The 25,985-nt window shown below is 41.5% G+C and carries 21 protein-coding genes; 20 read left to right on the forward strand and 1 reads right to left on the reverse strand.

The window, feature by feature from the left end:
- Positions 1-2: 2 nt before the first annotated feature.
- The 4 genes from U0839_RS00895 (at position 3) to U0839_RS00910 (ending at position 7,272) form a co-directional block, all read left to right on the forward strand.
- Entirely contained in the window at positions 3-1,220 is a 1,218-nt protein-coding gene (locus U0839_RS00895; protein WP_155565795.1) for a DNA recombination protein RmuC, read from the forward strand.
- 123 nt (positions 1,221-1,343) lie between these two features.
- The gene (locus U0839_RS00900; protein ID WP_413549878.1) at positions 1,344-4,493 is read left to right on the forward strand and encodes an efflux RND transporter permease subunit; all 3,150 of its coding nucleotides are present in this window, start codon (positions 1,344-1,346) and stop codon (positions 4,491-4,493) included.
- A gap of 3 nt (positions 4,494-4,496) precedes the next feature.
- A complete protein-coding gene (locus tag U0839_RS00905; protein ID WP_110438418.1) occupies positions 4,497-5,741 on the forward strand; it encodes an efflux RND transporter periplasmic adaptor subunit in 1,245 nt (414 codons plus the stop codon).
- On the forward strand, positions 5,716-7,272 hold the full coding sequence (locus U0839_RS00910) for an efflux transporter outer membrane subunit (protein ID WP_230882772.1): 1,557 nt from the start codon (positions 5,716-5,718) through the stop codon (positions 7,270-7,272). The genes U0839_RS00905 and U0839_RS00910 overlap by 26 nt, the downstream gene beginning before the upstream one ends.
- A gap of 17 nt (positions 7,273-7,289) precedes the next feature.
- Here the strand turns inward: U0839_RS00910 and U0839_RS00915 are convergent, their stop codons facing one another.
- On the reverse strand, positions 7,290-8,480 hold the full coding sequence (locus tag U0839_RS00915) for a hypothetical protein (protein WP_155565793.1): 1,191 nt from the start codon (positions 8,478-8,480) through the stop codon (positions 7,290-7,292).
- Positions 8,481-8,735: 255 nt separating this feature from the next.
- Between U0839_RS00915 and rplK the strand changes: the two genes are divergently transcribed.
- From rplK to rplV, 16 genes are all read left to right on the forward strand, one after another.
- Positions 8,736-9,170, forward strand: a complete 435-nt coding sequence (gene rplK, locus U0839_RS00920; RefSeq protein WP_155565792.1) for a 50S ribosomal protein L11 — start codon at positions 8,736-8,738, stop codon at positions 9,168-9,170.
- Between the two features lie 3 nt (positions 9,171-9,173).
- On the forward strand, positions 9,174-9,869 hold the full coding sequence (rplA, locus tag U0839_RS00925) for a 50S ribosomal protein L1 (RefSeq protein ID WP_413549879.1): 696 nt from the start codon (positions 9,174-9,176) through the stop codon (positions 9,867-9,869).
- A 272-nt stretch (positions 9,870-10,141) separates the two neighbouring features.
- Positions 10,142-10,666: a 50S ribosomal protein L10 gene (gene rplJ / locus U0839_RS00930; protein ID WP_155565790.1), complete on the forward strand. Its 525-nt coding sequence runs from the start codon at positions 10,142-10,144 to the stop codon at positions 10,664-10,666.
- 85 nt (positions 10,667-10,751) lie between these two features.
- Positions 10,752-11,126 (forward strand): 50S ribosomal protein L7/L12, encoded by a 375-nt coding sequence (gene rplL / locus U0839_RS00935; RefSeq protein ID WP_155565789.1) that lies wholly within the window; start codon positions 10,752-10,754, stop codon positions 11,124-11,126.
- Positions 11,127-11,383: 257 nt separating this feature from the next.
- The gene (gene rpoB / locus U0839_RS00940) at positions 11,384-15,556 is read left to right on the forward strand and encodes a DNA-directed RNA polymerase subunit beta (RefSeq protein ID WP_155565788.1); all 4,173 of its coding nucleotides are present in this window, start codon (positions 11,384-11,386) and stop codon (positions 15,554-15,556) included.
- Positions 15,557-15,638: 82 nt separating this feature from the next.
- Positions 15,639-19,889, forward strand: a complete 4,251-nt coding sequence (gene rpoC / locus U0839_RS00945; RefSeq protein WP_155565787.1) for a DNA-directed RNA polymerase subunit beta' — start codon at positions 15,639-15,641, stop codon at positions 19,887-19,889.
- Between the two features lie 369 nt (positions 19,890-20,258).
- A complete protein-coding gene (gene rpsL / locus U0839_RS00950) occupies positions 20,259-20,630 on the forward strand; it encodes a 30S ribosomal protein S12 (RefSeq protein ID WP_003621118.1) in 372 nt (123 codons plus the stop codon).
- A gap of 15 nt (positions 20,631-20,645) precedes the next feature.
- Positions 20,646-21,122: a 30S ribosomal protein S7 gene (gene rpsG, locus U0839_RS00955; protein ID WP_122123905.1), complete on the forward strand. Its 477-nt coding sequence runs from the start codon at positions 20,646-20,648 to the stop codon at positions 21,120-21,122.
- Positions 21,123-21,190: 68 nt separating this feature from the next.
- A complete protein-coding gene (tuf, locus tag U0839_RS00960) occupies positions 21,191-22,381 on the forward strand; it encodes an elongation factor Tu (RefSeq protein WP_110438408.1) in 1,191 nt (396 codons plus the stop codon).
- A 96-nt stretch (positions 22,382-22,477) separates the two neighbouring features.
- Complete coding sequence (gene rpsJ, locus U0839_RS00965; RefSeq protein ID WP_110438407.1) at positions 22,478-22,786, forward strand: 30S ribosomal protein S10; 309 nt, start codon at positions 22,478-22,480, stop codon at positions 22,784-22,786.
- A 10-nt stretch (positions 22,787-22,796) separates the two neighbouring features.
- The gene (gene rplC / locus U0839_RS00970) at positions 22,797-23,486 is read left to right on the forward strand and encodes a 50S ribosomal protein L3 (RefSeq protein ID WP_155565786.1); all 690 of its coding nucleotides are present in this window, start codon (positions 22,797-22,799) and stop codon (positions 23,484-23,486) included.
- A 5-nt stretch (positions 23,487-23,491) separates the two neighbouring features.
- The gene (gene rplD, locus U0839_RS00975; RefSeq protein WP_110438405.1) at positions 23,492-24,106 is read left to right on the forward strand and encodes a 50S ribosomal protein L4; all 615 of its coding nucleotides are present in this window, start codon (positions 23,492-23,494) and stop codon (positions 24,104-24,106) included.
- 35 nt (positions 24,107-24,141) lie between these two features.
- The gene (locus U0839_RS00980) at positions 24,142-24,438 is read left to right on the forward strand and encodes a 50S ribosomal protein L23 (RefSeq protein WP_196424276.1); all 297 of its coding nucleotides are present in this window, start codon (positions 24,142-24,144) and stop codon (positions 24,436-24,438) included.
- Positions 24,439-24,455: 17 nt separating this feature from the next.
- Positions 24,456-25,286, forward strand: coding sequence for a 50S ribosomal protein L2 (gene rplB, locus U0839_RS00985; RefSeq protein ID WP_110438403.1), 831 nt, complete (start codon positions 24,456-24,458; stop codon positions 25,284-25,286).
- Positions 25,287-25,301: 15 nt separating this feature from the next.
- Positions 25,302-25,580: a 30S ribosomal protein S19 gene (rpsS, locus tag U0839_RS00990; RefSeq protein WP_110438402.1), complete on the forward strand. Its 279-nt coding sequence runs from the start codon at positions 25,302-25,304 to the stop codon at positions 25,578-25,580.
- Between the two features lie 3 nt (positions 25,581-25,583).
- The gene (gene rplV, locus U0839_RS00995) at positions 25,584-25,985 is read left to right on the forward strand and encodes a 50S ribosomal protein L22 (RefSeq protein ID WP_155565784.1); all 402 of its coding nucleotides are present in this window, start codon (positions 25,584-25,586) and stop codon (positions 25,983-25,985) included.

The following is a 25,985-nucleotide window of genomic DNA, read 5'->3' on the forward strand; positions in this document are numbered from 1 at the left end:
CAATGATAAGTAATTATACGGAATATTTTTTTATTTTCATTATTGTATTGATTGGCTTTGGTTTGGCTGCTGTTTTTATATTGAAACAATCAATGAAAAAAAATGATCGGCAGGAGGATATTTTAAAAAGAATAACATTTTTAATCGAGAAGGAATCTTCCGCACGAATACAGGATCAAGACCGTCAGCAGCAACATCTTGATAAAATTGAGAAGGAATTGTTCGACCGTTTACAGAATGGTCAAAACCAACTGGCTGAGCGATTGCATGTCATGAACGAAAGTTTGATGAAGGAACAATCCACGTTACGGTTGGATCAGGCAAGGGCGATGCAGCTTTTAACAGAGCAAAGTTCACAGAATTTAACAGAGTTGCGCCAATCTGTAACGGAAAGACTGAACAAGGCTGTTGAAACTCAAATGCAGTCATCTTTTCAGCGTGTGGTTGAACAGTTTTCCGAGATTCAAAAATTGATGGGTGAGGTTAACTCTGTAACAGCGCAGATGAGCGATTTAAAGCGATTGTTTACAAATGTTAAGACGCGTGGCGGCTGGGGTGAGGCGCAGCTACAATCAATATTAGATGATATTTTACCAACTGGAACTTATGAACGGAATGTGCGTTTAAAGGATAACAGCATGGAAATTGTCGAATTCGCCGTTCATATGCCTGCACAAGGTTCCCATAAACCTTTAATGGCCATTGATTCTAAATTCCCAACGGAAGCTTATGAACGATTAATACAAGCTATTGAAGAAGGAAATAGTGGCGCGGAACAGGCTGCCCGTAAAGCTCTGGAAAGTTGTGTCAAGCAGGAGGCGAAAAAGATCGCTTCAAAATATATTGTACCGCCAAAAACGGTTGAATTCGCTGTTTTATATGTTCCAACTGATGGACTTTATACGGAAATCGCTCGAATTCCCGGTCTTATCGACGAAATCGGCAGAGTTTATCATATTTTAATTATGTCCCCCGCCTTAATGCCGCCTTTATTACGGACTATTCATCTCGGTTATGTTTCATTGGCATTGAGTGAGAAAACGGAATTTGTTTCAAGTTTATTGGGCAAGACCAGACAAGAAATGATAAAAATTGACATGATTTTTGAAAAATTGACCCGTTATATAGAAAATACGGCCACTTCCGTCACTGATGCCCGTCGTAAAACCCAAAAACTTATTCAATCGCTGGAAAAAATTGGGGAAAAGGAAACTGAATAACCAGAATGGATAAGATTATTTTAACGAGAGATGGGTATGTTTTAAAATAGTTTAACAGCATTTTATCAAGGAACGAGCAAATCATATGGTTAATTAAAGAAAAACGGATGGGATCTTAATAAGGTGAATGCAATTGTAATTACGGCATTAAAGCGTCCATATACATTTGTTGTTCTGGCTATTTTAATTCTTGTTTTTGGGGTGTTGGCTATATTCCGGACACCAACTGATATATTTCCTGATATTAAAATTCCAGTGGTAGCTGTTGTCTGGAATTATACAGGTTTGATGCCAGAGGATATGTCGGGGCGGATTGTTTACTATTATGAACGAGCCTTAACATCCACGGTTGATAATATTGAGCATATTGAAAGCAATTCTTACTATGGGCGTGGAATTGTGAAGATTTTTTTTCAACCCGGTACTGATATTGCAGAGGCCCAGACACAAATTACCTCGGTTTCCCAAACTGTTTTAAAACAGATGCCCAAAGGTACGACGCCCCCCCTGGTCATTAAATACAGTGCTTCATCCATCCCTGTCATGATGTTAAAGGTCTCATCCAAAACTATTACCGGGTCCCAGCTTTATGATATGGCATCTAATCTGATACGGCCGGCCTTGATTTCTGTTGCGGGGGCGGCATTACCCTCACCTTATGGAGGTGTTTCCAATTATGTTCAAGTTGATTTGAATCAGGCTCGCTTACTGGCTTACGGGTTAACGGCAACGGATGTAGGTAATGCCCTTGGCAAGCAAAATATTGTCTTGCCAGCTGGAGACCAGAAAGTCGGTTCCATTGATTTTATGGTTCAAACCAATGCCAGTCCCAGAGCTGTTGACGAATTTAACAATATTCCAATTAAAAAAGTCGGCAATGCAACGGTTTTTTTAAGGGACGTTGCCTGGGTACATCGAGGTGGACCGCCGCAAACCAATCTTGTCTTGGTGAAGGGGCACAAGGCAATTTTGATGGTCGTTATGAAAACAGGGGATATTTCCACCCTTCAGGTAGTGGCTGGTATCAAAAGGTTATTGCCACAAGTGCAAAAGACACTGCCACCAGGAGTTGATGTTAGCATTCTATCAGATGCCTCAGTTTTTGTTAAGGATTCCGTTCATGATGTTGTAAGGGAAATGGTCACGGCTGCATTTCTGACCAGTATTGTGGTAATTCTATTTCTGGGTTCATGGCGATCAACCCTGATTATAGCAACCTCCATCCCCTTGGCGATTTTATCCGCCCTGATTGGTCTAGAGGCAATGCATCAGACAATCAATGTCATGACATTGGGAGGTCTGGCCCTCGCTGTCGGGATTTTGGTGGATGATGCCACCGTCATGATTGAGAATATTGACACGCATCTTGAAATGGGTAAACCCTTGTATGATGCAATTGTGGATGCGGCCAATCAAATTGTGATTCCAACTTTTGTTTCAACGCTCTGTATTTGTGTCGTCTGGTTTCCGTTGTTCCAACTGACCGGGGTGGGAGGATGGTTATTCATGCCCATGGCTGAAGCGATCATTTTTGCAATGATAGCATCCTTTATTTTATCCAGAACTTTTGTTCCCACCATGGCTTATTATCTGTTGCGTGGACAAGTGGAAAATCATGGCGTCAATAAAAAAAAAGAAACTTTTTTCGCACGATTCCAGCATGATTTTGATCAGGGATTTGAGAAATTCAGAAGATACTATCGGATTTTTTTGCATAAAATTCTTTTTGTTAAGAAAAAATTTATCCTAATTTTTTTAAGTTTTTCTTTTTTGTCTGTAGGTTTATTATTTTTTGTCGGACAGGATTTCTTTCCAGAAATTAAATCTGGTGAACTAGATTTACACATGCGTGCTCCTCTGGGTTCAAGAATTGAGGAAACAGGTAAAATTTCTTATCTAGTCAATTCAGAAATCAGTGATTTGTTACCTGGGCAAGTTTATGAAATTGTCAATAATTGTGGTTTGCCCTTTAGCAGTATCAACCAGGCTTATGTTGCAACTCCGACAATAGGGTCACAAGATTGTGACATGACAATCTCATTAAGGAATTCTGAATCTCCTGTTGCGGCATATCGCCAGATTCTCAGACATGGATTAAGAAAAAAATTTCCAGGAACAGACTTTGCCTTCACGCCGGGTGATATCACCGCCAAAATTTTAAATTTTGGTTTACCTGCCCCGATCAATGTGCAGATCGTGGGTCGAAACTTGGCAGGTAACTATGAATATGCAAAACATATTGCCGCAAAATTAAAGCGTATTCCTGGTATTGCGGATGTAAGGGTTCAACAAACGGTTTCTACACCAACCCTGATGATTAATACCCGTCGTGATTTTGCTCTTAGTACAGGATTAACTGAGGCGGATATTGCAAATAATGCTCTTGCAACCTTATCGGGAAGCGGACAGGTCGCACCCACTTATTGGCTGGATATCAAGACAGGGGTGTCTCATTTGGTGAATATTCAAACCCCCCAATCTGATTTACAGAATATGAATGATCTGGAAACCATTCCTGTCAATGGTTCCGAAAGAGGGGAAAAGAAAATCAAGTCGCAGATTTTGGGATCCTTGAGCCGTATTGATCATACAGGATCAGGTGGTGAAATATCCCATTACAATATCATGCCCGTATTTGAGATTTATGCCAGTAATGAAGGGCGAGATCTGGGGGCTGTCAGCAGGGATATCAAAAAAGTTATCAAAAGGGAAAAGGCGACAATACCCCGTGGCTCTACAATAGCCATTCGGGGGCAGGCTACAACAATGTATAATGCTTATATGCAATTACTGGTGGGATTGGCATTATCTATATTGTTTGTCTATCTGATTATCGTTGTCAATTTTCAATCCTGGCTAGATCCATTTATTATCATCACTGCATTGCCGGGTGCCCTGGCAGGGATTTCTTGGAGTTTGTTTATCAGTCATAATGCATTGTCTGTTCCCGCGTTGACAGGGGCAATTATGTGCATGGGAACGGCCACTGCTAATTCCATTCTTGTTGTTTCTTTCGCTCGGGAACGGCTTACTGAGCATGGAGATGCGGTAAAAGCCGCAGTTGAGGCCGGATATGGTCGTATCAGGCCTGTTTTAATGACGGCTTCCGCAATGATAATTGGCATGATACCGATGTCATTCAGTAACACACAAAATGCCCCTTTAGGTAAAGCCGTTATGGGGGGGCTAACTCTGGCTACATTTGCAACCTTGTTGTTTGTTCCATGTGTGTTTGCATTGGTTTATAACCGTCATGGCCGGATAAAGGAATAGTGGATGTCCAACTTTTCAAAAAAAACCAAGGCTATTTTTTTAATGATTGGAATTTGCGCTTGTATTTACGCAATTTTTGGAATTGTTGAGCGACAGCACGATGTTGTCAAACTGACAGAACAGGCCAGGAAAGATTCATTTCCCATTGTTCAATGTATCCAGCCACAAAAAGGTCCAGCGATAAGAAGTCTCACTTTGCCTGGAGATGTATCGGCATGGTATCAGGCGCCAATCTATGCACAGGTATCAGGATATGTCCAACATTGGTATAAGGATTATGGTGCGACTGTAAAAGCGGGTGAATTACTGGCAACAATTGACACTCCTGGTCTGGACGCGCAGTATGAGGCAGCAAAAGCAAATTTGAAAGTTGCCCAGACACGCTACCAATTGGCGGCAGTTACGGCAAAACGTTGGCAGGCCTTGTCAGGAACCAGAGCGGTATCTCAGCAGGAAGTTGATGTTCAAGTCGCCAATGCTAAAGTTCAAAAGGCTGAAGTGGATGCAGCGGGCCATGAAGTGGCCCGGTATGAAGCTTTACAGGCATTCAAAAAAATCAAGTCTCCCTTTAGTGGCGTTGTTACATCGCGATTAACGGATGTAGGGGATTTTGTGAATAATAATGGAGATTTAAGCCGTCAAGGTAAGGCAACCGAGTTGTTTACGGTTTCTGATATTCATAAACTCCGTATTTTTGTAGATGTGCCGCAGGATTATGCATCAATCCTGAAAAAAGGGTTAAAGGCTGAATTGACAACAATTCAATATCCAGGAAAAACCTTTCAGGCGGATTTTTTGACATCTGCAAGGGCGTTTAATATGGCCAGCCGTACAGTGACAACTGAATTGACCGTTGAAAACGCCTCTCATATATTATGGCCCGGAACTTTTGTACAGGTTCATTTTATAACCCCAGCAGATCCAGATATTTTGATCATTCCAGAACAGGCTTTAATTTTTCGTAGTGAGGGTATGCAAGTTGCCGTTGTCGGGAATGATCATCGGGTTCGGATGCAGAAGGTAAAATTAGGAAATAATCTTGGTAAATCAATTCAGGTATTGGCAGGGATAAAAAAAACGGATTGGATTGTGAATAATCCATCAGCTGGGTTATTAAATGGGCAACAGGTTAAAATTGTAGATAGCACACCAGGATATAACGATAATTTTCAAAATAGCGAATCTGTAACAAAAAAATATGATAATGATTCGTTCAAGAAAAATGCGGCTGAATCCAATGTGGAATAAGAAGGCAGATAAAGCCAATATACCATATGGTTATTTGTTAATGGCATGTCTTGTTTTTCTGAATGGATGTGATTTAGCCCCGCATTACAAACCTGTTCATTATGTTCTGCCTGAAAATTGGCATGGAACAGCCCCTTTTCATATTGCACAACCTGAGGATCAGATTCCTAAAGGTGCATGGTGGGAGATATTCCATGATCCTGTGTTAAATCAACTGGAAAGCGATCTGGAAAAAAATAATCCTGATTTGCAAGCGGCAGCAGAAACCTATATGCAAAGTCGCGCTGTTCTTGGAGAGGTTAGATCGAATTTGTACCCACAATTAAATCTTGAAGCTGGTGGTGGAAGATATAAACAATCCCATCACCGGTTATTCCGAAGTAAAACCAGTCATGCTCCAATTGAAGAAACAAATATTCAATATCAGGCTTCTGTTTTATGGGAAGCAGACTTATGGGGTAAAATTAGAAATGAAATAAGGATGCAAAGAAACCTGGTTCAAGCGAAAGCTGCTGATTATGAATCTGCAAAACTATCTCTGGAAGGGGATCTGGCAGGCAGTTATATGCTTTTACGTGGGTATGATGCTCAGAATGAGGTTTTAAGCCAATCCATACAATATTATGAAGCTGCGGTTGATATCACGCGTATGCGTCAGGCAGGTGCTATTTCGGCTGGGATAGACGTTTCACGTGCCGAAAATCAATTGGCAATTACAAAGGCACAACAAACAGAGATACAGGCCAGACGGGATTTGACCGAACATGCGATCGCTGTTTTGGTTAATCAATTCCCCGCAGATTTTCATATAAAATCGGTAAAAACAAATCTAAATGATTATATACCGAATATACCGGTGGAATTTCCATCATCTCTATTACAACGTCGACCTGATATAGCCAGTGCTGAGCGACAGATGGCCGCTGCCAATCGCCATATAGGCATATCAAAGGCTGCATTTTATCCTGATATCACGATTAACGCGGCAAGTGGTTTTCAGGACAAGGGATTTGGCTTGGCAAATATGGCCAACAGCATGTGGTCTGCGGCAATTCAGGGGGCTTTACCCTTGTTTCAGGGGGGATTACGTCGGGCAAGTTTACAAAAGGGCTGGTCAGTCTACCGACAAACACGGGATCAATATCGCTCCACTGTTTTGGATGCGTTTCGCGAGGTTGAGGATAATCTTACCTTAACGCAAAAGATGCGGCTGGAATTAGAACAAAATAAGGAGGCCTCTGAAGCGGCCTTACGGACACAGGGAATGGCAATGTCATTATATACAGGAGGATTAACCACTTATCTAGACGTTGTTACAGCCCAGAATGCCGCATTAGCCGCCCAATTGGCTGAAGTTCAAAGTCAAATTAGCTTAATGCAGGCTTCAGTTAATTTGGTGGTGGCATTAGGTGGGGGATGGGGTAGACAGAATTTGCCTATTAAAAATTTAGAATCTTTTAAAGTTTTGCAGTATAATCATCTAGGATTTGATAAAAACCTACCTACAAAAAATAAAAAGATTCAATATTAATTTCATCAGATAAGAAATTAATGTCTTTCTTCTAAATAATGTAATTGATGTTCATTGCCATTGAATTTTCCTATTAATTTTATCTTATTATCAGGAGTTATTTCTTTATGATCAAATATAGTGGATATTTTCTGATCTTTGGAAATTAAATTTAAATTTCCATTAATGATTTTCCAATAATATTCGTTTTCATGATAATAATTATGAACACGGCCTTTCATGTCAAATTGCATATTATTACACCAACAAACATTGTCTGTTTGACTGCCATAAGCCCACTCACGAACAATAATATTACTTTCATCAGGTGAAAAATTTCTAATAGATAAAAGCTTTTGAACCGTGGAAAAAGATAGAAATTGTGAGAATAAAGTATTACGATGATTTGATTGATGGAGAAGCTCATTATGAATGGGATTCGCTACGTTTTCGAAGATTTCTTCGAATATATAGTAATTGAAGTTAATATGTTTTTTTAATTGAGAAGCAATTAAAAACTCAGGATCACTTTGATTGGTTAATCCAAAAAGTATAGTAGGTAAGGAGTGGTTGAATTTTCCCCCATATAGGTCGCGTGCTTTAGAATCATCCGCCAAAAAATCAATGTGCAATTTTTCTGCTGTTTGATATAAACTTCCTGTTCCAAGGGCTCTGGTATGTATTATAGGCCATTGATCGTAGATAAAAGCAATCTCTTGCATTTCCCATAATAGATGCTGCCAATATCTTTCAATACCCCATAGTGGGAATTCTTTTAGTTGAGCTAAGGTGTTTTTCAAAAATTTTCTGCTCATTATGGGAGCCATGCATTCAATAAAATCTGTTCCTCGTAAGAGTAATGTTTGTTGTTGCAGTGTAATAGGGTGAGTAAAAAAACTTTCTAACGTTAAAGATGGGGCAGATAAGACAGGTTGATATTTATTAATAAAATTAACGATTTTTCTTGCTGATTGATAGGAAATATATAAATCGTCTTCAAATAGCCAAAAGAAATCATATTGATTAATAATATCTGGGTTATTAATGATGAAGTCATGAACCCCACTTAATTTTGTTCCTTCAACTTTATATGTGTAAGTAGGGTTGTCTTGTGAAAAATCAGCATTATCATAATATACAAAAGCGATGTCCATTATTTTTTGTATAAGGTGTATCCATGATTTGTGAATGGATTTTGTACCGCAACGTAAAATCATGAGATGTTTCATTGATTGATTACCTTTAGATTATATTAATTATTGATTAATTGTAATTTTTAAAAGAATAATTTTTTTTTTCAATCTTTAAGAATAATATTTTATTGGATTTTAAATAAAATCTTGACAAACTTTGTAAACTATAAGAAAAATATCAACTCTTATCGGAACGCGGGAGATTACTTTAGCAACAAGGAAAAAAGAATTTTTCTTTGGGTTTTCGTGTGAACCGCGGTCTGGGTAGATTAATGTTAAGGAGACCCGGATATGGCCAAAAAGATTGTTGGCTACATTAAATTGCAAATTCCTGCTGGAAAGGCGAATCCATCCCCACCTGTTGGGCCTGCCCTAGGTCAGCGTGGCTTAAATATTATGCAATTTTGTAAAGAGTTTAATGCTGCAACACAAAGCCTGGAACCAGGAATGCCTATTCCTGTCGTGATCACAGCTTATGCAGATCGTACATTTAGTTTCATCACTAAAACACCCCCTAATACTTATTTTTTGTTGAAAGCTGCAAAAATTTCCAAAGGTGCCTCTGTTATTGGTAAGGGTGCAACTGTTGGTACAGTAAAAATCAGCCAATTGCGTGAAATCGCTGAGCAAAAGATGAAAGATATGAATGCGAATGACGTTGATGGTGCTGTTCGTATGTTGATGGGATCTGCACGTTCCATGGGCTTGAAGGTTGAGGAGGCTTAAGAGATGGCAAAGAATAAACGTATTGCTGCAGCTTATGCTTCAATTGAAAGAAATAAGCTTTACGCATTGAAAGATGCTGTTGCATTGATTCGTGGTAATGCGAAGGCTAAATTTGACGAAACAGTTGAAATTGCCATTAATCTAGGTGTTGATCCTCGTTATGCGGATCAGATGGTTCGAGGCTTAATGTCACTGCCACATGGAACAGGAAAAACTTTGCGTGTTGCTGTTTTTGCACGGGGTGAAAGAGCCGAAGAGGCTAAAGCGGCTGGCGCAGATATTGTTGGTGATGAAGATCTTGCGGAAAAAGTGCTGGCGGGTCAGGTTGATTTTGACCGTTGTATCGCAACCCCTGACATGATGGCGCTGGTTGGGCGTCTTGGCAAGATTCTTGGTCCACGTGGTTTGATGCCTAATCCCAAATTGGGAACGGTTACAATGGATGTTAAGTCTGCTGTAACAGCTGCAAAATCAGGTCAGGTTGAATACCGTGCCGAAAAGGGCGGTGTCATTCATGCTGGTGTGGGTAAGGCATCATTTAGTGCTGAAAATCTTCTTGAAAATATCCGAGCTTTTGTTGATACTGTGCAAAAAGCACGCCCAACAGGGGTAAAAGGTACCTATATGAAAAAGATTTATCTTTCTTCAACAATGGGTCCTGGCATTGAAGTGGATATTGCTAGCGTTAACGCTGGTTAATAAAAAAGTTTTATTATCCCTTTTTGATAAGGGGATAGTATTGTCGAGACATTTTAAAATGTCTCAAACCTGTCCAAGACCGTACGTAATTTAAGATTTTAAAGGTTTAGAGCCGCGCATGGAAGACGGGGCTGGTATTATAGATTGAAAAATTATTTATATGCTAGTGATTCCGTTGAGGACAGGCGAACCGGATCAATAAAATTCATTTTATTGATCTAAATGGTAACCTGAACAGTTATAAATTTAACTGATCAAAATGGAGACGGGATTTGGACCGCACGGAAAAACAAGCTTTTGTTGCTTCCATGGCATCTGTTTTCGCAAACACTTCAATGGTCGTTGTTACGCGCAATGCGGGATTAACGGTTGCTGATGTTACGGATTTGCGTCGTCGTATGCGTGCTGCTGGGGCAACTTATAAAGTTGGGAAAAACCGCTTGGTCACCCTCGCCGCAAAAGGTACCTCATTCGAAGGCATTACGCCAATGCTAACTGGGCCTACAGCTCTTGCTTGGGCAGAGGATCCAGTTGCTGTTGCGAAAGTAGCCGTCGAGTTCGCCAAAACCAATGAAAAACTTGTTGTGCTTGGTGGAGCGTTAAGTGGCCAATTACTTGATTTGAATCAGGTCAAGGCCCTTGCAGAGCTTCCATCCTTGGATGCGCTTCGTGCACAACTGGTTGGGCTTATTTCTACACCTGCCACACGTATTGCTGGTGTATTGCAAGCTCCTGCTGGTCAATTGGCACGGGTTTTTGGTGCTTATGCGGACAAAGGTGATGTGCAAGCGGCTTAATAAAATTTAAGTCTTTAAAAAGTTACTGAATAATCAGTGGACTTATCTCAAATCACTTATTAGTATATAAATAGGAAGAATGTAAATGGCTGATCTAGCTAAACTTGTTGATGAATTATCTGCTTTAACCGTATTAGAGGCTGCTGAGCTTTCTAAAATGTTGGAAGAAAAATGGGGTGTTTCTGCTGCCGCTCCTGTTGCTGTTGCTGCTGCTCCAGCTGCTGGTGGTGCTGCTCCAGCTGAAGAAAAAAGTGAATTCGATGTAATTCTTGCTAAATCTGGTGATAAGAAGATTAATGTTATTAAAGAAGTGCGCACCATCACAGGTCTTGGTTTGAAAGAAGCTAAGGATTTGGTTGAGGGGGCTCCTAAAACGCTTAAAGAAGGCGTAAGTAAGGATGAGGCTGAAAAAATTAAAAAGACCCTTGAAGAACAAGGCGCTTCAGTCGAAATTAAATAAGGCTATGAAGCAAACGGTAGAAAATTTTCTTTCTGCTGTTAGACTTTAAAATAAGGTAAGGCGGGACTCGTGAGTAGGGGTTTCCGCCTGCTTGGTCGTTAAAAGGAAAAATATTTAACGATTGTAAAATAGTATTCCCTTTATATATTAGGGATTAGTTGAGAGTGTGATCCCTTATTGGGATCATGAGTTTATAATTATCCAGATGGTTTGTGTGACAAATTTATCCGGAAGCAGGCGATAGGGCACAATACACGATGAACGCGGTAAGCAAATCGTTCACTGGGCGCAAGCGCATTCGTAAAAATTTTGGACGGATTCCTGAAATTGCTCCGATGCCAAATTTAATTGATGTGCAACGGGCAAGTTATGAGGCTTTTCTACAGCGAGATGTAAAGCCGGAAAATCGTTCATTAACTGGTTTGGAAGAGGTTTTTCGATCTATTTTTCCAATCAGCGATTTTGCAGGTAATGGTCGTCTTGAATTTGTAAATTATGAATTTGAAGAACCTAAATATGATGTTGAGGAATGTCTTCAGCGGGGATTGACTTACGCGGCACCATTAAAGGTCGTTCTTCGTTTGATCGTTTGGGATATTGACGAAGATACGGGGTCTCGTTCTATTCGTGATATTAAGGAACAACCTGTCTATATGGGCGATATGCCTTTGATGACAGAAAATGGTACCTTTATTATTAACGGTACTGAACGTGTAATCGTATCTCAAATGCATCGCAGTCCAGGGGTGTTTTTTGACCATGATGGTGGGAAAACCCATTCATCAGGCAAATTTTTGTTTACGGCAAGAATAATTCCCTATCGCGGTTCCTGGCTGGATTTTGAATTTGATAGTAAAGATTTAATTTACGTCCGAATAGATCGAAAGAGAAAAATTCCTGTTACAACCTTTCTGTATGCTCTTGAGGGTGAAAATTCGATCGCTTTGCGAGAGGCGAAAATTAAAGAGGGTGGGGATGTGGATTCCGTTCTTGTTCATGGAATGGATGATGATGAAATCCTTTCATATTTTTATAATACAGTAGTTTTCAAAAAAGTTGCTGATGGTTGGTCTCGCACCTTTGAGCAGGATGCTTTTCGCAATTTAAAATTACTGTCTCCTTTGGTTGATGCGGATACTGGTGAGATTGTAGCTGAAGAAAATGTCAAGTTGACTGCAAGGCTTATTCGCAAGATTGCTGAAAAAACGAAAAACGTGCTTGTTAAACGGGAAGATTTGCTTGGACGTTATTTTGCTCATGATCTGGTCAATGAAGAAACCGGTGAAATTTATGCCGAGGCTGGTGTAGAGATTACCGAAGCTATACTGGATACGCTGGAAGAGCTTGGTTTAAAAGAAATACCAACGCTGGCGATTGACAATAATGTCGGTCCCTGGATCAGAAATACATTGATTGTTGATAAAAATACGTCCAGAGATGATGCGCTGGTTGATATTTATCGTGTCATGCGCCCTGGTGAACCTCCAACGGCTGAAACGGCAGAGGCGTTGTTCCACGGATTATTCTTTGATGCTGATCGTTATGATCTTTCTGCTGTTGGACGTGTAAAAATGAATATGCGTCTTGGTGTGGAAGGGGATGACACTATTCGTACACTTCGTAAAATTGATATTTTGCGGACGATCAAAATCATGTGCGAATTAAAAGATGGACAAGGAAGTGTCGATGATATCGATAATCTTGGAAATCGTCGTGTACGTTCTGTGGGTGAATTGATGGAAAACCAATATCGTCTTGGTTTGTTAAGAATGGAACGTGCCATTCGTGAAAGAATGAGCTCTGTTGATATTGATACAGTCATGCCGCATGACCTTATTAATGCAAAACCGGCTGTTGCCGCTGTTCGTGAATTTTTTGGTTCGTCACAGTTATCGCAATTTATGGATCAAACGAACCCATTGTCAGAAGTTACACATAAACGTCGTTTATCCGCTTTGGGACCGGGCGGGCTGACCCGTGAACGTGCCGGATTTGAAGTTCGTGACGTTCATCCGACACATTATGGACGTATTTGTCCGATTGAAACGCCCGAAGGTCCAAATATTGGTTTGATCAATTCTTTGGCAACGTATGCAAAAGTAAACAAATACGGGTTTATTGAGACACCTTATCGTTTGGTCAAGGATGGTCAGTTGCAAGATGGGTGGAAATATCTTTCCGCCATGGAAGAGGAAAAGCTTATCGTCGCACAGGCAGATGCCAAACAGGATAGTCATGGACATTTGACAGGAGATCTTGTTTCTGTAAGACAAAATGGCGATTTTCAACTGGTAAAACCAGAAGAGGTTACTGCTTGTGATGTTTCGCCAAAGCAATTGGTTTCTGTTGCCGCCGCCCTGATTCCGTTCCTTGAAAACGATGATGCAAACCGTGCCTTGATGGGATCAAACATGCAGCGTCAAGCCGTTCCATTAATTCGGTCAGATGCGCCATTAGTTGGAACAGGAATGGAAGCTGCAGTTGCAAGAGATTCTGGAGCAACGATTGTGGCTCGTCGTGGTGGTATTGTTGATCAGATTGATGGAGCTCGTATTGTTGTCCGTGCAACGGATGAAAATGGTGCAACGCAAGGTGTTGATATTTACCGTTTACGGAAATACACGCGTTCTAACCAGTCAACTTGTATCAATCAGCGTCCATTGGTTTATGTTGGTGATCATATTAAGGCTGGCGATATTATCGCTGATGGTCCTTCAACAGAGCTTGGTGAATTGGCGCTTGGCCGGAACGTTCTTGTTGCCTTCATGCCATGGAACGGTTACAATTTCGAAGATTCAATACTGATTTCAGAACGTATTGCGCGGGATGATGTGTTTACTTCTATTCATATTGAAGAATTTGAGGTGATGGCACGTGACACAAAATTGGGTCAAGAGGAAATAACTCGGGATATCCCCAATGTCGGGGAGGAAGCGCTGCGCAATCTGGATGAGGCTGGTATCGTGTATATTGGTGCTGAAGTAAATCCCGGTGATATCTTGGTGGGTAAAATCACCCCCAAGGGCGAAAGCCCGATGACACCTGAAGAAAAGCTTTTACGTTCTATTTTTGGTGAAAAGGCTTCTGATGTTCGTGATACATCATTGAAATTACCGCCTGGAACAAGTGGGACCGTTGTTGACGTTCGTGTTTTCTCTCGTCGTGGTATTGATAAAGATGAACGTGCAATGGCTATTGAACGTGCTGAAATTGAACGGTTAAGCAAGGATCGTGATGATGAGTTGGCCATTCAAGAACGTGCGTTTTATAACAGGTTGAAAGAGAATCTTCTCAATCAGAAAGCTGGGGCAGGATTCAAGGGAATTAGATCAGGAACGGATTTAACAGAAGAAGTGTTGGCCGAACATCCCCGTGGAACATGGCGTCATATCATTGTTGCCGATGATGATGTAATGGCTAATATTGAACAGATTAAACGTGACTTTGATCGTGAGGTTTCCAATATTCAGGCGCGTTTCAACAACAAGGTTGATAAGATCCAGCGTGGTGATGAGCTTCCTCCTGGTGTTATGAAAATGGTTAAGGTTTTCATTGCCGTTAAAAGAAAATTACAGCCTGGGGATAAAATGGCCGGTCGTCATGGAAATAAGGGTGTTGTTTCCCGTGTTGTGCCAGTTGAGGACATGCCATTTCTTGAGGATGGAACCTCTGTTGATATCGTGTTGAATCCGTTGGGTGTGCCTTCCCGTATGAATGTCGGTCAGATCCTTGAAACCCATTTGGGATGGGCCTGTGCAAATCTGGGTAGACAAGTCAGCCAAGTTGTTGATCAGTATATGAAGACTGGTGAAAAGAAACAGGAACTTTTGGATCGCCTTAGATTGATTTATGGCGAAAAAACGTTTAATGAAAAAATAGCCAATCTTTCAGAGGCTGAACTGCTTAATTTCTGTAATGATCTTCGTAAGGGTGTCTCGATTATGACTCCGGTGTTTGATGGAGCAAGCATTCCTGATATCGAAAACATGTTGAAAGAGGCGGGGCTTAATCCTTCGGCGCAAAGTACATTGATTGATGGACGTACGGGAGATCCTTTTGAGCGCCAAGTGACGGTTGGTTATATTTACATGCTTAAGTTGCATCACCTGGTTGATGACAAAATCCATGCGCGTTCTATTGGTCCTTACTCATTGGTGACGCAACAACCATTGGGTGGTAAAGCCCAATTTGGTGGCCAGCGTTTCGGAGAAATGGAGGTATGGGCCTTGGAGGCTTATGGGGCTGCCTATACCTTGCAGGAAATGCTTACGGTTAAATCAGATGACGTTTCAGGCCGTACTAAGGTTTATGAAGCGATCGTTAAAGATCAGGACGATTTTGAGGCTGGTATACCTGAAAGCTTTAATGTGCTGGTGAAGGAATTAAAATCCCTTGGCTTAAATGTTGAACTTGAACAAAGTGCTGAATAAAGTAGATTGTTAGGTTTTTTAAATATTATCAATGAGGTATTCAGTTTATGGATACCTCAACCCCCCAAAAGGTTTTTGGCGAATGAATGAACTTATGAAAATTCTTGGTCAGACTGGCCAAGCAATGACGTTTGATCAGATTAAAATTCAATTGGCCTCGTCTGAACAGATACGGTCTTGGTCTTATGGTGAAGTGAAAAAGCCAGAGACAATCAATTATCGTACTTTTAAACCAGAACGGGATGGATTGTTTTGTGCGCGCATTTTCGGTCCGATCAAGGATTATGAATGTCTTTGTGGTAAATATAAACGGATGAAATTCCGTGGCATAGTATGTGAAAAATGCGGTGTTGAAGTTACGCTTGCCAAAGTGCGTCGTGAACGTATGGGGCATATTGAGCTTGCAAGCCCGGTTGCACATATTTGGTTTTTGAAATCTCTTCCAAGTCGTATCGGATTAATGATCGATATGACTTTGAAAGATCTCGAGAGGGTTTTGTATTTTGAAAATTATGTTGTTTTAGAACCCGGGACATCGCCATTAAAACAATATAGCCTGCTGACTGAGGATCAATATCTTGATGCCATGGAAGAATATGGGCATGAGGGTATTGAAATAGGGATTGGTGCGGAAGCGATTAAGAAAATTCTGGTCAATATCGATTGTGATGTTGAAAAAGTCGAATTACGCGCCGAATTAAAAGAAACGACTTCTGAAGTCAAACGTAAGAAGCTTGTAAAACGTTTAAAACTTGTGGAAGCTTTTGCAGAAAGTGGTTGTCGTCCTGAATGGATGATCATGAGTGTTGTACCAGTCATTCCACCTGAATTAAGACCGCTTGTTCCATTGGACGGTGGCCGTTTTGCCACATCAGATCTCAATGATTTGTACCGTCGTGTTATCAACCGTAATAACCGGTTGAAACGGTTAATGGAATTGCGTGCACCGGATATTATCATTCGTAATGAAAAACGTATGTTGCAGGAATCTGTTGATGCGTTGTTTGATAATGGACGTAGAGGACGGGCAATTACAGGGGCGAATAAACGACCATTAAAATCCTTGGCGGATATGCTTAAAGGAAAACAGGGACGTTTCCGTCAGAACTTGCTTGGTAAACGTGTGGATTATTCTGGACGTTCAGTGATTGTGGTTGGTCCTGAATTGAAATTGCATCAATGCGGTTTGCCTAAAAAAATGGCATTGGAATTGTTCAAGCCATTTATATATTCCAAGCTTGAAAAATATGGGCATGCGACGACTATTAAGGCAGCTAAGCGCATGGTTGAGAAAGAACGTCCAGAAGTTTGGGATATTATTGAAGAGGTTATTCGTGAACATCCTGTCATGCTTAACCGCGCACCAACTTTACACCGCTTGGGTATTCAAGCTTTCGAGCCTGTTTTGATTGAGGGTAAAGCGATTCAGTTGCATCCATTGGTATGTACTGCCTTCAATGCAGATTTTGACGGTGATCAGATGGCGGTTCATGTGCCATTGAGTTTGGAAGCGCAGCTCGAAGCACGTGTTTTGATGATGTCCACAAATAATATTCTTAGTCCTGCTAGTGGTAAGCCTATTATTGTTCCATCTCAGGATATTGTATTGGGGCTGTATTATCTAAGTCTGGAAATTCCTGAATTTAAATTAACTCCAGATCAATCCGAATATGATTCTGAAGGTCATCTTATTAAAAAGGGTGCACCTCTTTTTGCGAATATCGGTGAGATTGAACATGCATTGTCATCCAGAACCTTGAAGCTTCACGATAAAATTCGTTGTCGTTTTCAAACAAAGAATGCGGATGGTGAGCTAGTTTATCAAAAGGTAGTGACAACCGCAGGTAGAATGTTGATTTCACAGATTCTTCCAAAACACCCAGCAATCAATTTTTCATTGATCAATCAACAATTAACGAAAAAGACAATTTCAGATATTATCGATATTGTCTATCGTCATTGTGGTCAGAAGGAATGTGTGATTTTTGCGGATCGTATGATGGGACTAGGATTCTCTTACGCTGCTAAAGCTGGTATTTCCTTTGGTAAGGATGATATGATCATTCCTGATGCGAAAAAGGAACTGGTCGCCAAGACAACCGAAGAGGTTAAGGAGTTTGAACAGCAATATCAGGACGGTTTGATTACAGCAGGAGAGCGTTATAACAAGGTTGTTGATGCTTGGTCACGTTGTACGGATGAGGTTCAGGCAGCGATGATGAAAAAGATTTCGCATGTAGAGCCTGGCCAACCCATCAATTCTGTCTGGATGATGAGTCATTCTGGAGCTCGTGGGTCCCCAGCCCAGATGAAGCAGTTGGCCGGTATGCGTGGTCTGATGGCGAAACCGTCAGGTGAAATTATTGAACAACCTATTATTGCCAATTTCAAGGAAGGTCTTTCTGTTCTTGATTATTTTACGTCGACTCATGGTGCACGTAAAGGATTGGCTGATACGGCCCTGAAAACCGCAAACTCTGGATATCTTACTCGTCGTCTGGTTGACGTTGCTCAGGATTGCATTATTGTTGAGCCAGATTGTGGAACAGAACGCGGATTGGTTGTTCGTGCGGTAATGGATGGTGGTGAGGTTATTTCTTCACTGGCAGAACGTATTCTTGGACGTACATTGGCGGCAGATGTAACGGATCCAGCAACTGGTAAAATTCTTTATCCTCGTAACACGCTTTTGGAGGAGGCCGAGGTTGAGGCGATCGAAAAGGCCAATGTTGAAAGTGTGATGATTCGTTCTGTTTTAACCTGTGACAGTCAGGTTGGCGTATGCGCTCATTGTTATGGTCGTGATCTTGCTCGCGGAACTCCTGTTAATATAGGAGAGGCTGTCGGTGTTATTGCTGCTCAGTCAATTGGTGAGCCCGGGACTCAGCTGACAATGCGTACATTCCATATTGGCGGTGCAGCACAAAAAGGTGCAGAACAATCTATGGTTGAATCCTCCCGCGATGGCAAGATCAAGATTGTAAATCTGAATGTTGTTCAAAACAGTCAGGGATTTGACATTGTCATGTCCAGAAACTGTGAAATTATCCTGTTGGATGATAATGGAATTGAACGCGCTCATTATCGTATTCCTTATGGTGCACGTTTGCTTGTTAAAAATGGATCGAATGTCAAGCGTCATCAGAAAATGGCAGAATGGGATCCATATACCCTACCTATTATTACTGAAAAATCAGGTACAATTGAGTATCAGGATCTGATTGAAGGTATTACACTGGTTGAACGGATGGATGAAGTCACGGGGCTTTCTTCAAAAGTTGTTGTTGACTATAAGCAAACAAGTAAATCTCGTGATTTGAGACCACGCTTGCAGTTAAAGGATTCAAATGGGGAAGTCATGAAGTTGGGGAACGGTAACGACGCACGTTACTTCTTGTCTCCAGATTCCCTGCTTTCTGTGGAAAATGGGGCGCAGGTTAATGCCGGTGATGTCTTGGCCCGTATTCCAAGAGAAGGTTCCAAGACGCGTGATATTACCGGGGGTCTTCCACGGGTGGCTGAACTTTTCGAGGCACGTCGTCCGAAAGATCATGCGATTATTGCTGAAAATGATGGTGTGGTTGAATTCGGAAAAGACTATAAGGCAAAACGTCGGATCGTTGTATGTAATGAGGATACTGGTGAAGAAACAGAATATTTGATTCCTAAGGGAAAGCATATTTCTGTACAGGAAGGTGACTTTGTTCGTAAGGGCGACCCTCTTGTTGATGGGCCCCGTGTTCCTCATGATATTTTAAAGGTTCTTGGAATTGAAGCCTTGTCGGATTATCTGATTGATGAAATTCAGAGTGTTTATCGTCTTCAGGGCGTGAAGATCAATGATAAACATATTGAAGTGATCGTTCGTCAAATGCTGCAAAAGATTGAGGTGACGGATCCAGGTGATACGACTTATTTAATTGGTGAAACTGTAGATCGCTTGGAATTTGAACAAGAAAATATCAAACGGATGAACGCCAACGAGCGTCCGGCAACTGGTTCACCAGTTTTACAGGGTATCACCAAAGCTGCGTTACAAACCAAATCCTTTATTTCAGCGGCGTCCTTCCAGGAAACAACCCGTGTATTGACAGAGGCAGCATCTGCGGGAAAGGTTGATACCTTGATGGGATTAAAGGAGAATGTAATCGTCGGACGTCTTGTTCCTGCAGGAACGGGTAGTGTCATGAACAGATTCCGTGCCATGGCCTATTCAAGAGATAGACAGCGAATTCTGGATGCAAATAAGATGAATGATGAAGCGGAAATTGAACTTTCTTCTGTTACATCAGAAAATAATGAAATAAAGGACGTGACTCAGGTCACTGAATAAGGTATAGGTATATAACTTTATTCGTTTTCAGTTTTATTAAATGGGTATTACTACCCATTTAATAAGTTAAAATACGGGTCATTTTTGTCTTTTGGCAAAAATAAAATGTTTTTTTACAAGGATACTTAGTTCAATTTTAAGCTGTTTTAAAAATAGCTTGCAATTTAACAAGGGTCTTGTTAAAAAGCATCGTTATCTGTTGAATAAATTTATGGCACATTAGATAAAACATCGTTTATAAGGTATATGGTTTTATTTTTATGCCAACTTTAGTGGCATTTATTTAATTAAATGTTAATTGTTGTAATGACCGTCGAGTAACAATATTGCGTTGCTTGACCTAGAAATAGTAAGGATCGGGAAAGGCGAATGCCGACCATTAACCAATTAATCGCTAAAGGCCGCGAACCTGCTGCCAAGCGCAATAAGGTTCCTGCTTTGCAGGGATGCCCGCAAAAACGAGGGGTATGTACTCGTGTTTATACAACAACACCTAAAAAGCCAAACTCAGCATTGCGTAAAGTTGCAAAGGTACGTCTGACGAACGGTTATGAGGTGGTGAGTTATATTCCTGGTGAAGGTCATAACTTGCAAGAACATAGTGTGGTCTTAATACGTGGTGGACGTGTTAAGGATTTGCCAGGCGTGCGTTATCATATTTTACGTGGTGTTCTGGATACACAAGGAATCGCAAAGCGACGTCAACGTCGTTCTTTGTATGGTGCTAAACGTCCAAAATAAGAGGAATTAAAAGGCATGAGTCGCCGACACCGCGCAGTAAAGCGTGAGATACTTCCCGATCCTAAGTTTGGTGATGTGGTCATCACGCGTTTCATGAATGCGTTGATGTATGATGGTAAAAAATCTATTGCTGAAAAAATCGTTTATGGTGCATTGGAATCTCTACGCGCCCGTGGCGGTGAATCAGCGGACCCTGTAAACCTGTTTCACGAAGCTTTGGATAATGTTAAGCCAGCCGTTGAAGTTCGTTCACGCCGTGTAGGTGGTGCAACGTACCAGGTGCCTGTAGAAGTTCGTGCTGACCGTCGTCAGGCATTAGCAATTCGCTGGTTAATTGACGCTTCCCGCAAACGTGGCGAAAATACTATGCAAGAAAGATTGTCAAACGAATTGCATGACGCTATCAATAATCGTGGAGCGGCTGTTAAAAAGCGCGAGGATACTCACCGTATGGCTGAAGCAAATAAAGCATTCAGTCATTATCGCTGGTAAGTATAAGTTTGAACTTAATTTATTTTAACCGAATTTCTTGGTAAAAACCGAGTTAACGGAGAGAGACAATGGCAAAGGCTAAATTTGAGCGGAATAAACCGCACTGTAACATTGGAACTATTGGTCACGTTGATCATGGTAAAACAACATTAACAGCTGCTATAACGAAAGTTTTGGCGGAAAAAGGCGGTGCGGATTTTACTGCCTATGACATGATCGATAAGGCACCTGAAGAACGTGCCCGTGGTATTACTATTTCAACAGCACACGTTGAGTATGAAACAGACAAACGTCACTATGCTCATGTTGACTGTCCTGGTCACGCTGACTATGTTAAAAACATGATCACAGGTGCGGCACAGATGGATGGTGCTATCCTGGTTGTTTCAGCTGCTGACGGTCCTATGCCACAGACTCGTGAACATATTCTTTTGGCTCGTCAGGTTGGCGTTCCAGCACTGGTCGTATTCATGAATAAATGTGACCAAGTTGATGACCCTGAACTTCTTGAGCTTGTTGAAATGGAAATTCGTGAATTACTTTCTTCGTATGAATTTCCTGGAGATGATATTCCCATTATCAAAGGATCAGCTTTGGTTGCTCTTGAAGACGGTGATCCAGAATTGGGTAAAAACCGTATTCTTGACCTGATGAATGCTGTTGATGAATATATCCCGCAGCCAGAACGTCCAATTGATCGTCCATTCTTGATGCCAATTGAGGATGTTTTCTCTATTTCTGGACGTGGTACGGTTGTCACCGGACGTGTGGAACGTGGTGAAATCACTGTTGGTGAAGAAGTTGAAATTGTTGGTATTCATCCAACAACAAAAACAACGGTTACCGGTGTTGAAATGTTCCGCAAATTGCTTGACCGTGGTGAAGCGGGTGACAATATCGGTGCGCTTCTTCGTGGAACAAAACGTGAAGATGTTGAACGTGGTCAAGTTCTGGCTAAACCAGGAACCATTAAGCCACATAACAAATTCAAGGCGGAAGCTTATATTCTTACAAAAGAAGAAGGTGGGCGTCATACTCCATTCTTTACCAATTACCGTCCACAATTCTATTTCCGTACAACTGACGTAACTGGTGTTGTACATCTTCCAGAAGGTGTGGAAATGGTGATGCCTGGTGATAATGCGGCAATGGATGTTGAATTGATTGCTCCTATTGCCATGGATGAAGGTCTGCGATTCGCTATTCGCGAAGGTGGACGTACTGTTGGGGCTGGTGTAGTTTCCAAAATTACCGAATAGTCTCGGCTAATTAGTTTGGATTCCCAGCTGTTTTTGCGGCTGGGAATCTTGTTGTTCTTGGATCCGAAAAGGATTCGTTTTTGTAGGCAGAAATAAATGGAAAGCCAAAACATCCGTATTCGCCTTAAAGCTTACGATTATCGTGTGTTGGATAATAGCACTCGTGAAATCGTAAATACAGCGAAGCGTACGGGGGCACAGGTAAGGGGGCCAATCCCGTTGCCAACGCACATTGAGCGGTTTACAGTTAACCGCTCACCCCATATTGATAAGAAGAGTCGTGAGCAGTTCGAAATCAGAACGCACCGGCGTTTGTTAGATATTGTTGAGCCCAACCCGCAGACCGTGGACGCTCTCATGAAACTTGACCTCGCCGCTGGCGTTGATGTCGAGATTAAGCTATAAGGTCCAGACGATGCGTACAGGATTGATCGCAAAAAAGTTGGGAATGACCCGACTATTTAAAGAGGACGGCACTCATGTGCCAGTCACTGTATTGTACTTGGATGAAGTACAAGTAGTTGATGCTCGTACAAATGAACGTGATGGATACACAGCCCTTCAATTGGGGTATGGTAAAGCTAAGGTAAAAAATGTTAGCAAGCCTAATCGTGGTCATTTTGCACGGGTAAAAGTTGAACCAAAACAGAAACTTGTAGAATTTCGTGTTACGGAAGACGCTGTTGTTGAGGCGGGGGCAAGATTGACTGCCGCTCATTTTGTTGTAGGACAAAAGGTGGACGTAACTGGGACCAGTAAAGGTAAGGGATTTGCAGGTGGAATGAAACGTTGGAATTTCAAGGGGTTGGAAGCAACTCATGGTGTTTCAATTAGTCATCGTTCGCATGGTTCCACAGGGAATAGACAAGACCCCGGTAAAACATTTAAAAATAAGAAGATGGCAGGCCATTTAGGTAGTGAGCGTGTAACGACGCAGAATCTTGAGGTTGCTGCTGTAGATGTAGAGAAAAATTTGATCATGATTAAAGGTGCAGTGCCTGGTGCGAAAAACGGGTTTGTTCTCTTGCGTGATGCGATCAAAAAGCCTCGTCATGCTGATGCACCATTTCCGGCAGCATTGGCAATGGTTGCTGAGGAAGGTTGAACACTATGGATGTAGAAATCAAAACCTTCGATAATGGAAGTGCTGGCAATATTACGCTTCCAGATGAAATTTTCGGTATTGAACCCCGTCAAGATATTATGGCAAGAGTTGTGCATTGGCAGCTTGCTAAACGTCGTTCTGGCAATCATAAGATTAAGGGGCGTGGTGAAGTTTCTGGAACAACAAAAAAACCTTATCGGCAAAAAGGTACAGGTAATGCGCGTCAAGGTTCGTTACGTGGACCGCAGTTTCGTACCGGTGGCATTGTTCATGGTCCAGTAGTGCGTGATCATGGGTATGATTTGCCAAAGAAAGTAAGGCGTCTTGGTCTTATTTCTGCTTTATCACAGAAATTGGCAGAAGGTAAGTTGGTCGTTATTGACGAAGCCAATAATACTGCAAAAACATCTGAATTAGCTGCAAAATTAAAAGTGTTGGGCTGGAATTCAACTTTAATTATTGATGCAAATATTGATGAGAATTTTGGACGTGCAGTAAGAAATATCGCTTCAGTAGATATTCTTCCAACAATTGGTGCAAATGTTTATGACATTTTAAATCATGACATTTTGGCTATTACGCGCGCAGCAGTTGATGGGTTAAAGGAGCGCCTGGTATGACGAATATTCTTTCAATTCGCCAAAAGGCGGAAAAAATGTCTCGTGAAGCGATGTTTAACATTATTCGCGCACCCTTGATTACTGAAAAGGCAACCTTTTTGTCTGAAAAAAATCAAATTGCGTTTAAAGTTGCATCAAACGCTACTAAGCCTCAGATCAAAGTTGCGATTGAAACTTTGTTCGGTGTGAAAGTGTTGGGTGTTAATACGCTGATTTTAAAAGGTAAGACAAAAAGATTTCGAGGTCGGTTAGGGCGTCGTTCTGATGTTAAAAAAGCTTTTGTTCAACTTGCTGAAGGTCAGTCAATTGATTTGACAACCAAGTTGTCATAAGTGTGAGGTAGGAATTAATGGCACTTAAGCACTTTAAACCAGTTACTCCAAGTCTTCGTGGCACGGTTCTAATTGACCGTAAGGAGCTTTGGAAAGGTAAACCTGTCAAGACGCTTACCGAAGGTAAGAACAAGACGGGTGGACGTAATAATAATGGTCGAATTACCTCTCGTTTTATTGGGGGTGGGCATAAACAGTCATATCGTTATGTCGATTTTAAAAGACGTAAATATGATATGCCTGCAACTGTTGAACGGTTAGAATATGATCCCAATCGAACTGCTTTTATCGCGTTGATCAAATATGAAGACGGTGAGTTATCTTATATTCTGGCACCTCAAAGATTAAAAGCTGGAGATGTTGTAATCGCAGGTCAGCGTGTAGATGTTAAACCTGGAAATGCAATGCCTTTAGCAGCTATCCCTGTAGGAACCATTATTCACAATATTGAATTAAAAGAAGGAGCTGGCGGAAAACTGGTTCGTTCAGCTGGAACTTACGCTCAGTTGGTTGGTAAGGATGCTGGATATGCACAAATCAAACTGCAGTCGAATGAATTGCGTTTGGTACGTGGTGAATGTATGGCAACAGTTGGTGCCGTATCCAATCCAGATAACATGAACCAGCATTTTGGTAAGGCGGGACGTAGCCGTTGGTTAGGCCGTCGTCCACACAACCGTGGTGTTGTCATGAACCCGGTTGACCATCCTCATGGTGGTGGTGAAGGTCGTACTTCTGGTGGTCGTCATCCTGTGACACCATGGGGTAAACCAACTAAAGGTTATAAAACAAGAGTCAATAAGCGTACGGACAGCTTGATTATCCGTCGCCGTAAGACAGGCAAATAAAAGGGGCAAATAGAGATGGCAAGATCCGTCTGGAAAGGCCCGTTTGTAGACGGGTATTTACTTAAGAAAGCTGAAACCGCACGCGCTTCAGGTCGTAACGATGTAATCAAAATTTGGTCACGCCGTTCCACCATTTTGCCGCAGTTTGTTGGTTTGGTTTTTGGTGTTTACAACGGCCATAAATTTTTACCAGTGCAGGTCAGTGAAAATATGGTAGGTCATAAATTCGGTGAATTTTCTCCAACCCGTACATTCAATGGTCATGCAGCAGACAAAAAAGTAAAGCGGGGCTAGGATATGAGCAAACCAAAACATGATCGTGCACTCGCTGAAACCGAAGCTCAGGCAATTGGACGTAATATTCGTGTAAGTCCACGAAAACTAAATCTTGTTGCTGGATTGATTCGTAATCAACCTGCATCCACTGCTTTGGCAAAATTAACCTTTTCTAAAAGAAGAATTGCTAAAGAAGTTAAAACAGTTCTGGAAAGCGCGATTGCAAATGCGGAAAACAATCATCAACTTGATGTAGACCGTTTGGTTGTATCCAAGGCAGAGGTAGGTAAAGCGATGGTTATGCGTCGTTTTCATGCCAGGGGTCGTGGACGTTCAGCGCAAATTCAGAAATTCTTTAGTCATTTGAAGATTGTCGTTGCTGAGCGTGACGAAAACGATTCTTCTGAAGGAAAGGCAGCATAA

The organism is Commensalibacter sp. A3DC, from assembly GCF_047307945.1.
Classification (GTDB): domain Bacteria; phylum Pseudomonadota; class Alphaproteobacteria; order Acetobacterales; family Acetobacteraceae; genus Commensalibacter; species Commensalibacter melissae.

Excerpts from the sequence above, each read along its gene's own strand:
- tuf (WP_110438408.1), top strand. The coding sequence starts at position 21,191 with ATGGCAAAGGCTAAATTTGAGCGGAATAAACCGCACTGTAACATTGGA.
- rpsJ (WP_110438407.1), top strand. The coding sequence starts at position 22,478 with ATGGAAAGCCAAAACATCCGTATTCGCCTTAAAGCTTACGATTATCGT.
- rplD (WP_110438405.1), top strand. The coding sequence starts at position 23,492 with ATGGATGTAGAAATCAAAACCTTCGATAATGGAAGTGCTGGCAATATT.
- U0839_RS00895 (WP_155565795.1), top strand. The coding sequence starts at position 3 with ATGATAAGTAATTATACGGAATATTTTTTTATTTTCATTATTGTATTG.
- rplB (WP_110438403.1), top strand. The coding sequence starts at position 24,456 with ATGGCACTTAAGCACTTTAAACCAGTTACTCCAAGTCTTCGTGGCACG.
- U0839_RS00915 (WP_155565793.1), bottom strand. The coding sequence starts at position 8,480 with ATGAAACATCTCATGATTTTACGTTGCGGTACAAAATCCATTCACAAA.
- rplV (WP_155565784.1), top strand. The coding sequence starts at position 25,584 with ATGAGCAAACCAAAACATGATCGTGCACTCGCTGAAACCGAAGCTCAG.
- rpsG (WP_122123905.1), top strand. The coding sequence starts at position 20,646 with ATGAGTCGCCGACACCGCGCAGTAAAGCGTGAGATACTTCCCGATCCT.
- U0839_RS00910 (WP_230882772.1), top strand. The coding sequence starts at position 5,716 with ATGCGGCTGAATCCAATGTGGAATAAGAAGGCAGATAAAGCCAATATA.
- rpoB (WP_155565788.1), top strand. The coding sequence starts at position 11,384 with ATGAACGCGGTAAGCAAATCGTTCACTGGGCGCAAGCGCATTCGTAAA.
- rplK (WP_155565792.1), top strand. The coding sequence starts at position 8,736 with ATGGCCAAAAAGATTGTTGGCTACATTAAATTGCAAATTCCTGCTGGA.
- rpsS (WP_110438402.1), top strand. The coding sequence starts at position 25,302 with ATGGCAAGATCCGTCTGGAAAGGCCCGTTTGTAGACGGGTATTTACTT.
- rpsL (WP_003621118.1), top strand. The coding sequence starts at position 20,259 with ATGCCGACCATTAACCAATTAATCGCTAAAGGCCGCGAACCTGCTGCC.
- U0839_RS00905 (WP_110438418.1), top strand. The coding sequence starts at position 4,497 with ATGTCCAACTTTTCAAAAAAAACCAAGGCTATTTTTTTAATGATTGGA.
- rplA (WP_413549879.1), top strand. The coding sequence starts at position 9,174 with ATGGCAAAGAATAAACGTATTGCTGCAGCTTATGCTTCAATTGAAAGA.
- rplC (WP_155565786.1), top strand. The coding sequence starts at position 22,797 with ATGCGTACAGGATTGATCGCAAAAAAGTTGGGAATGACCCGACTATTT.
- rplL (WP_155565789.1), top strand. The coding sequence starts at position 10,752 with ATGGCTGATCTAGCTAAACTTGTTGATGAATTATCTGCTTTAACCGTA.
- rpoC (WP_155565787.1), top strand. The coding sequence starts at position 15,639 with ATGAATGAACTTATGAAAATTCTTGGTCAGACTGGCCAAGCAATGACG.
- U0839_RS00980 (WP_196424276.1), top strand. The coding sequence starts at position 24,142 with ATGTCTCGTGAAGCGATGTTTAACATTATTCGCGCACCCTTGATTACT.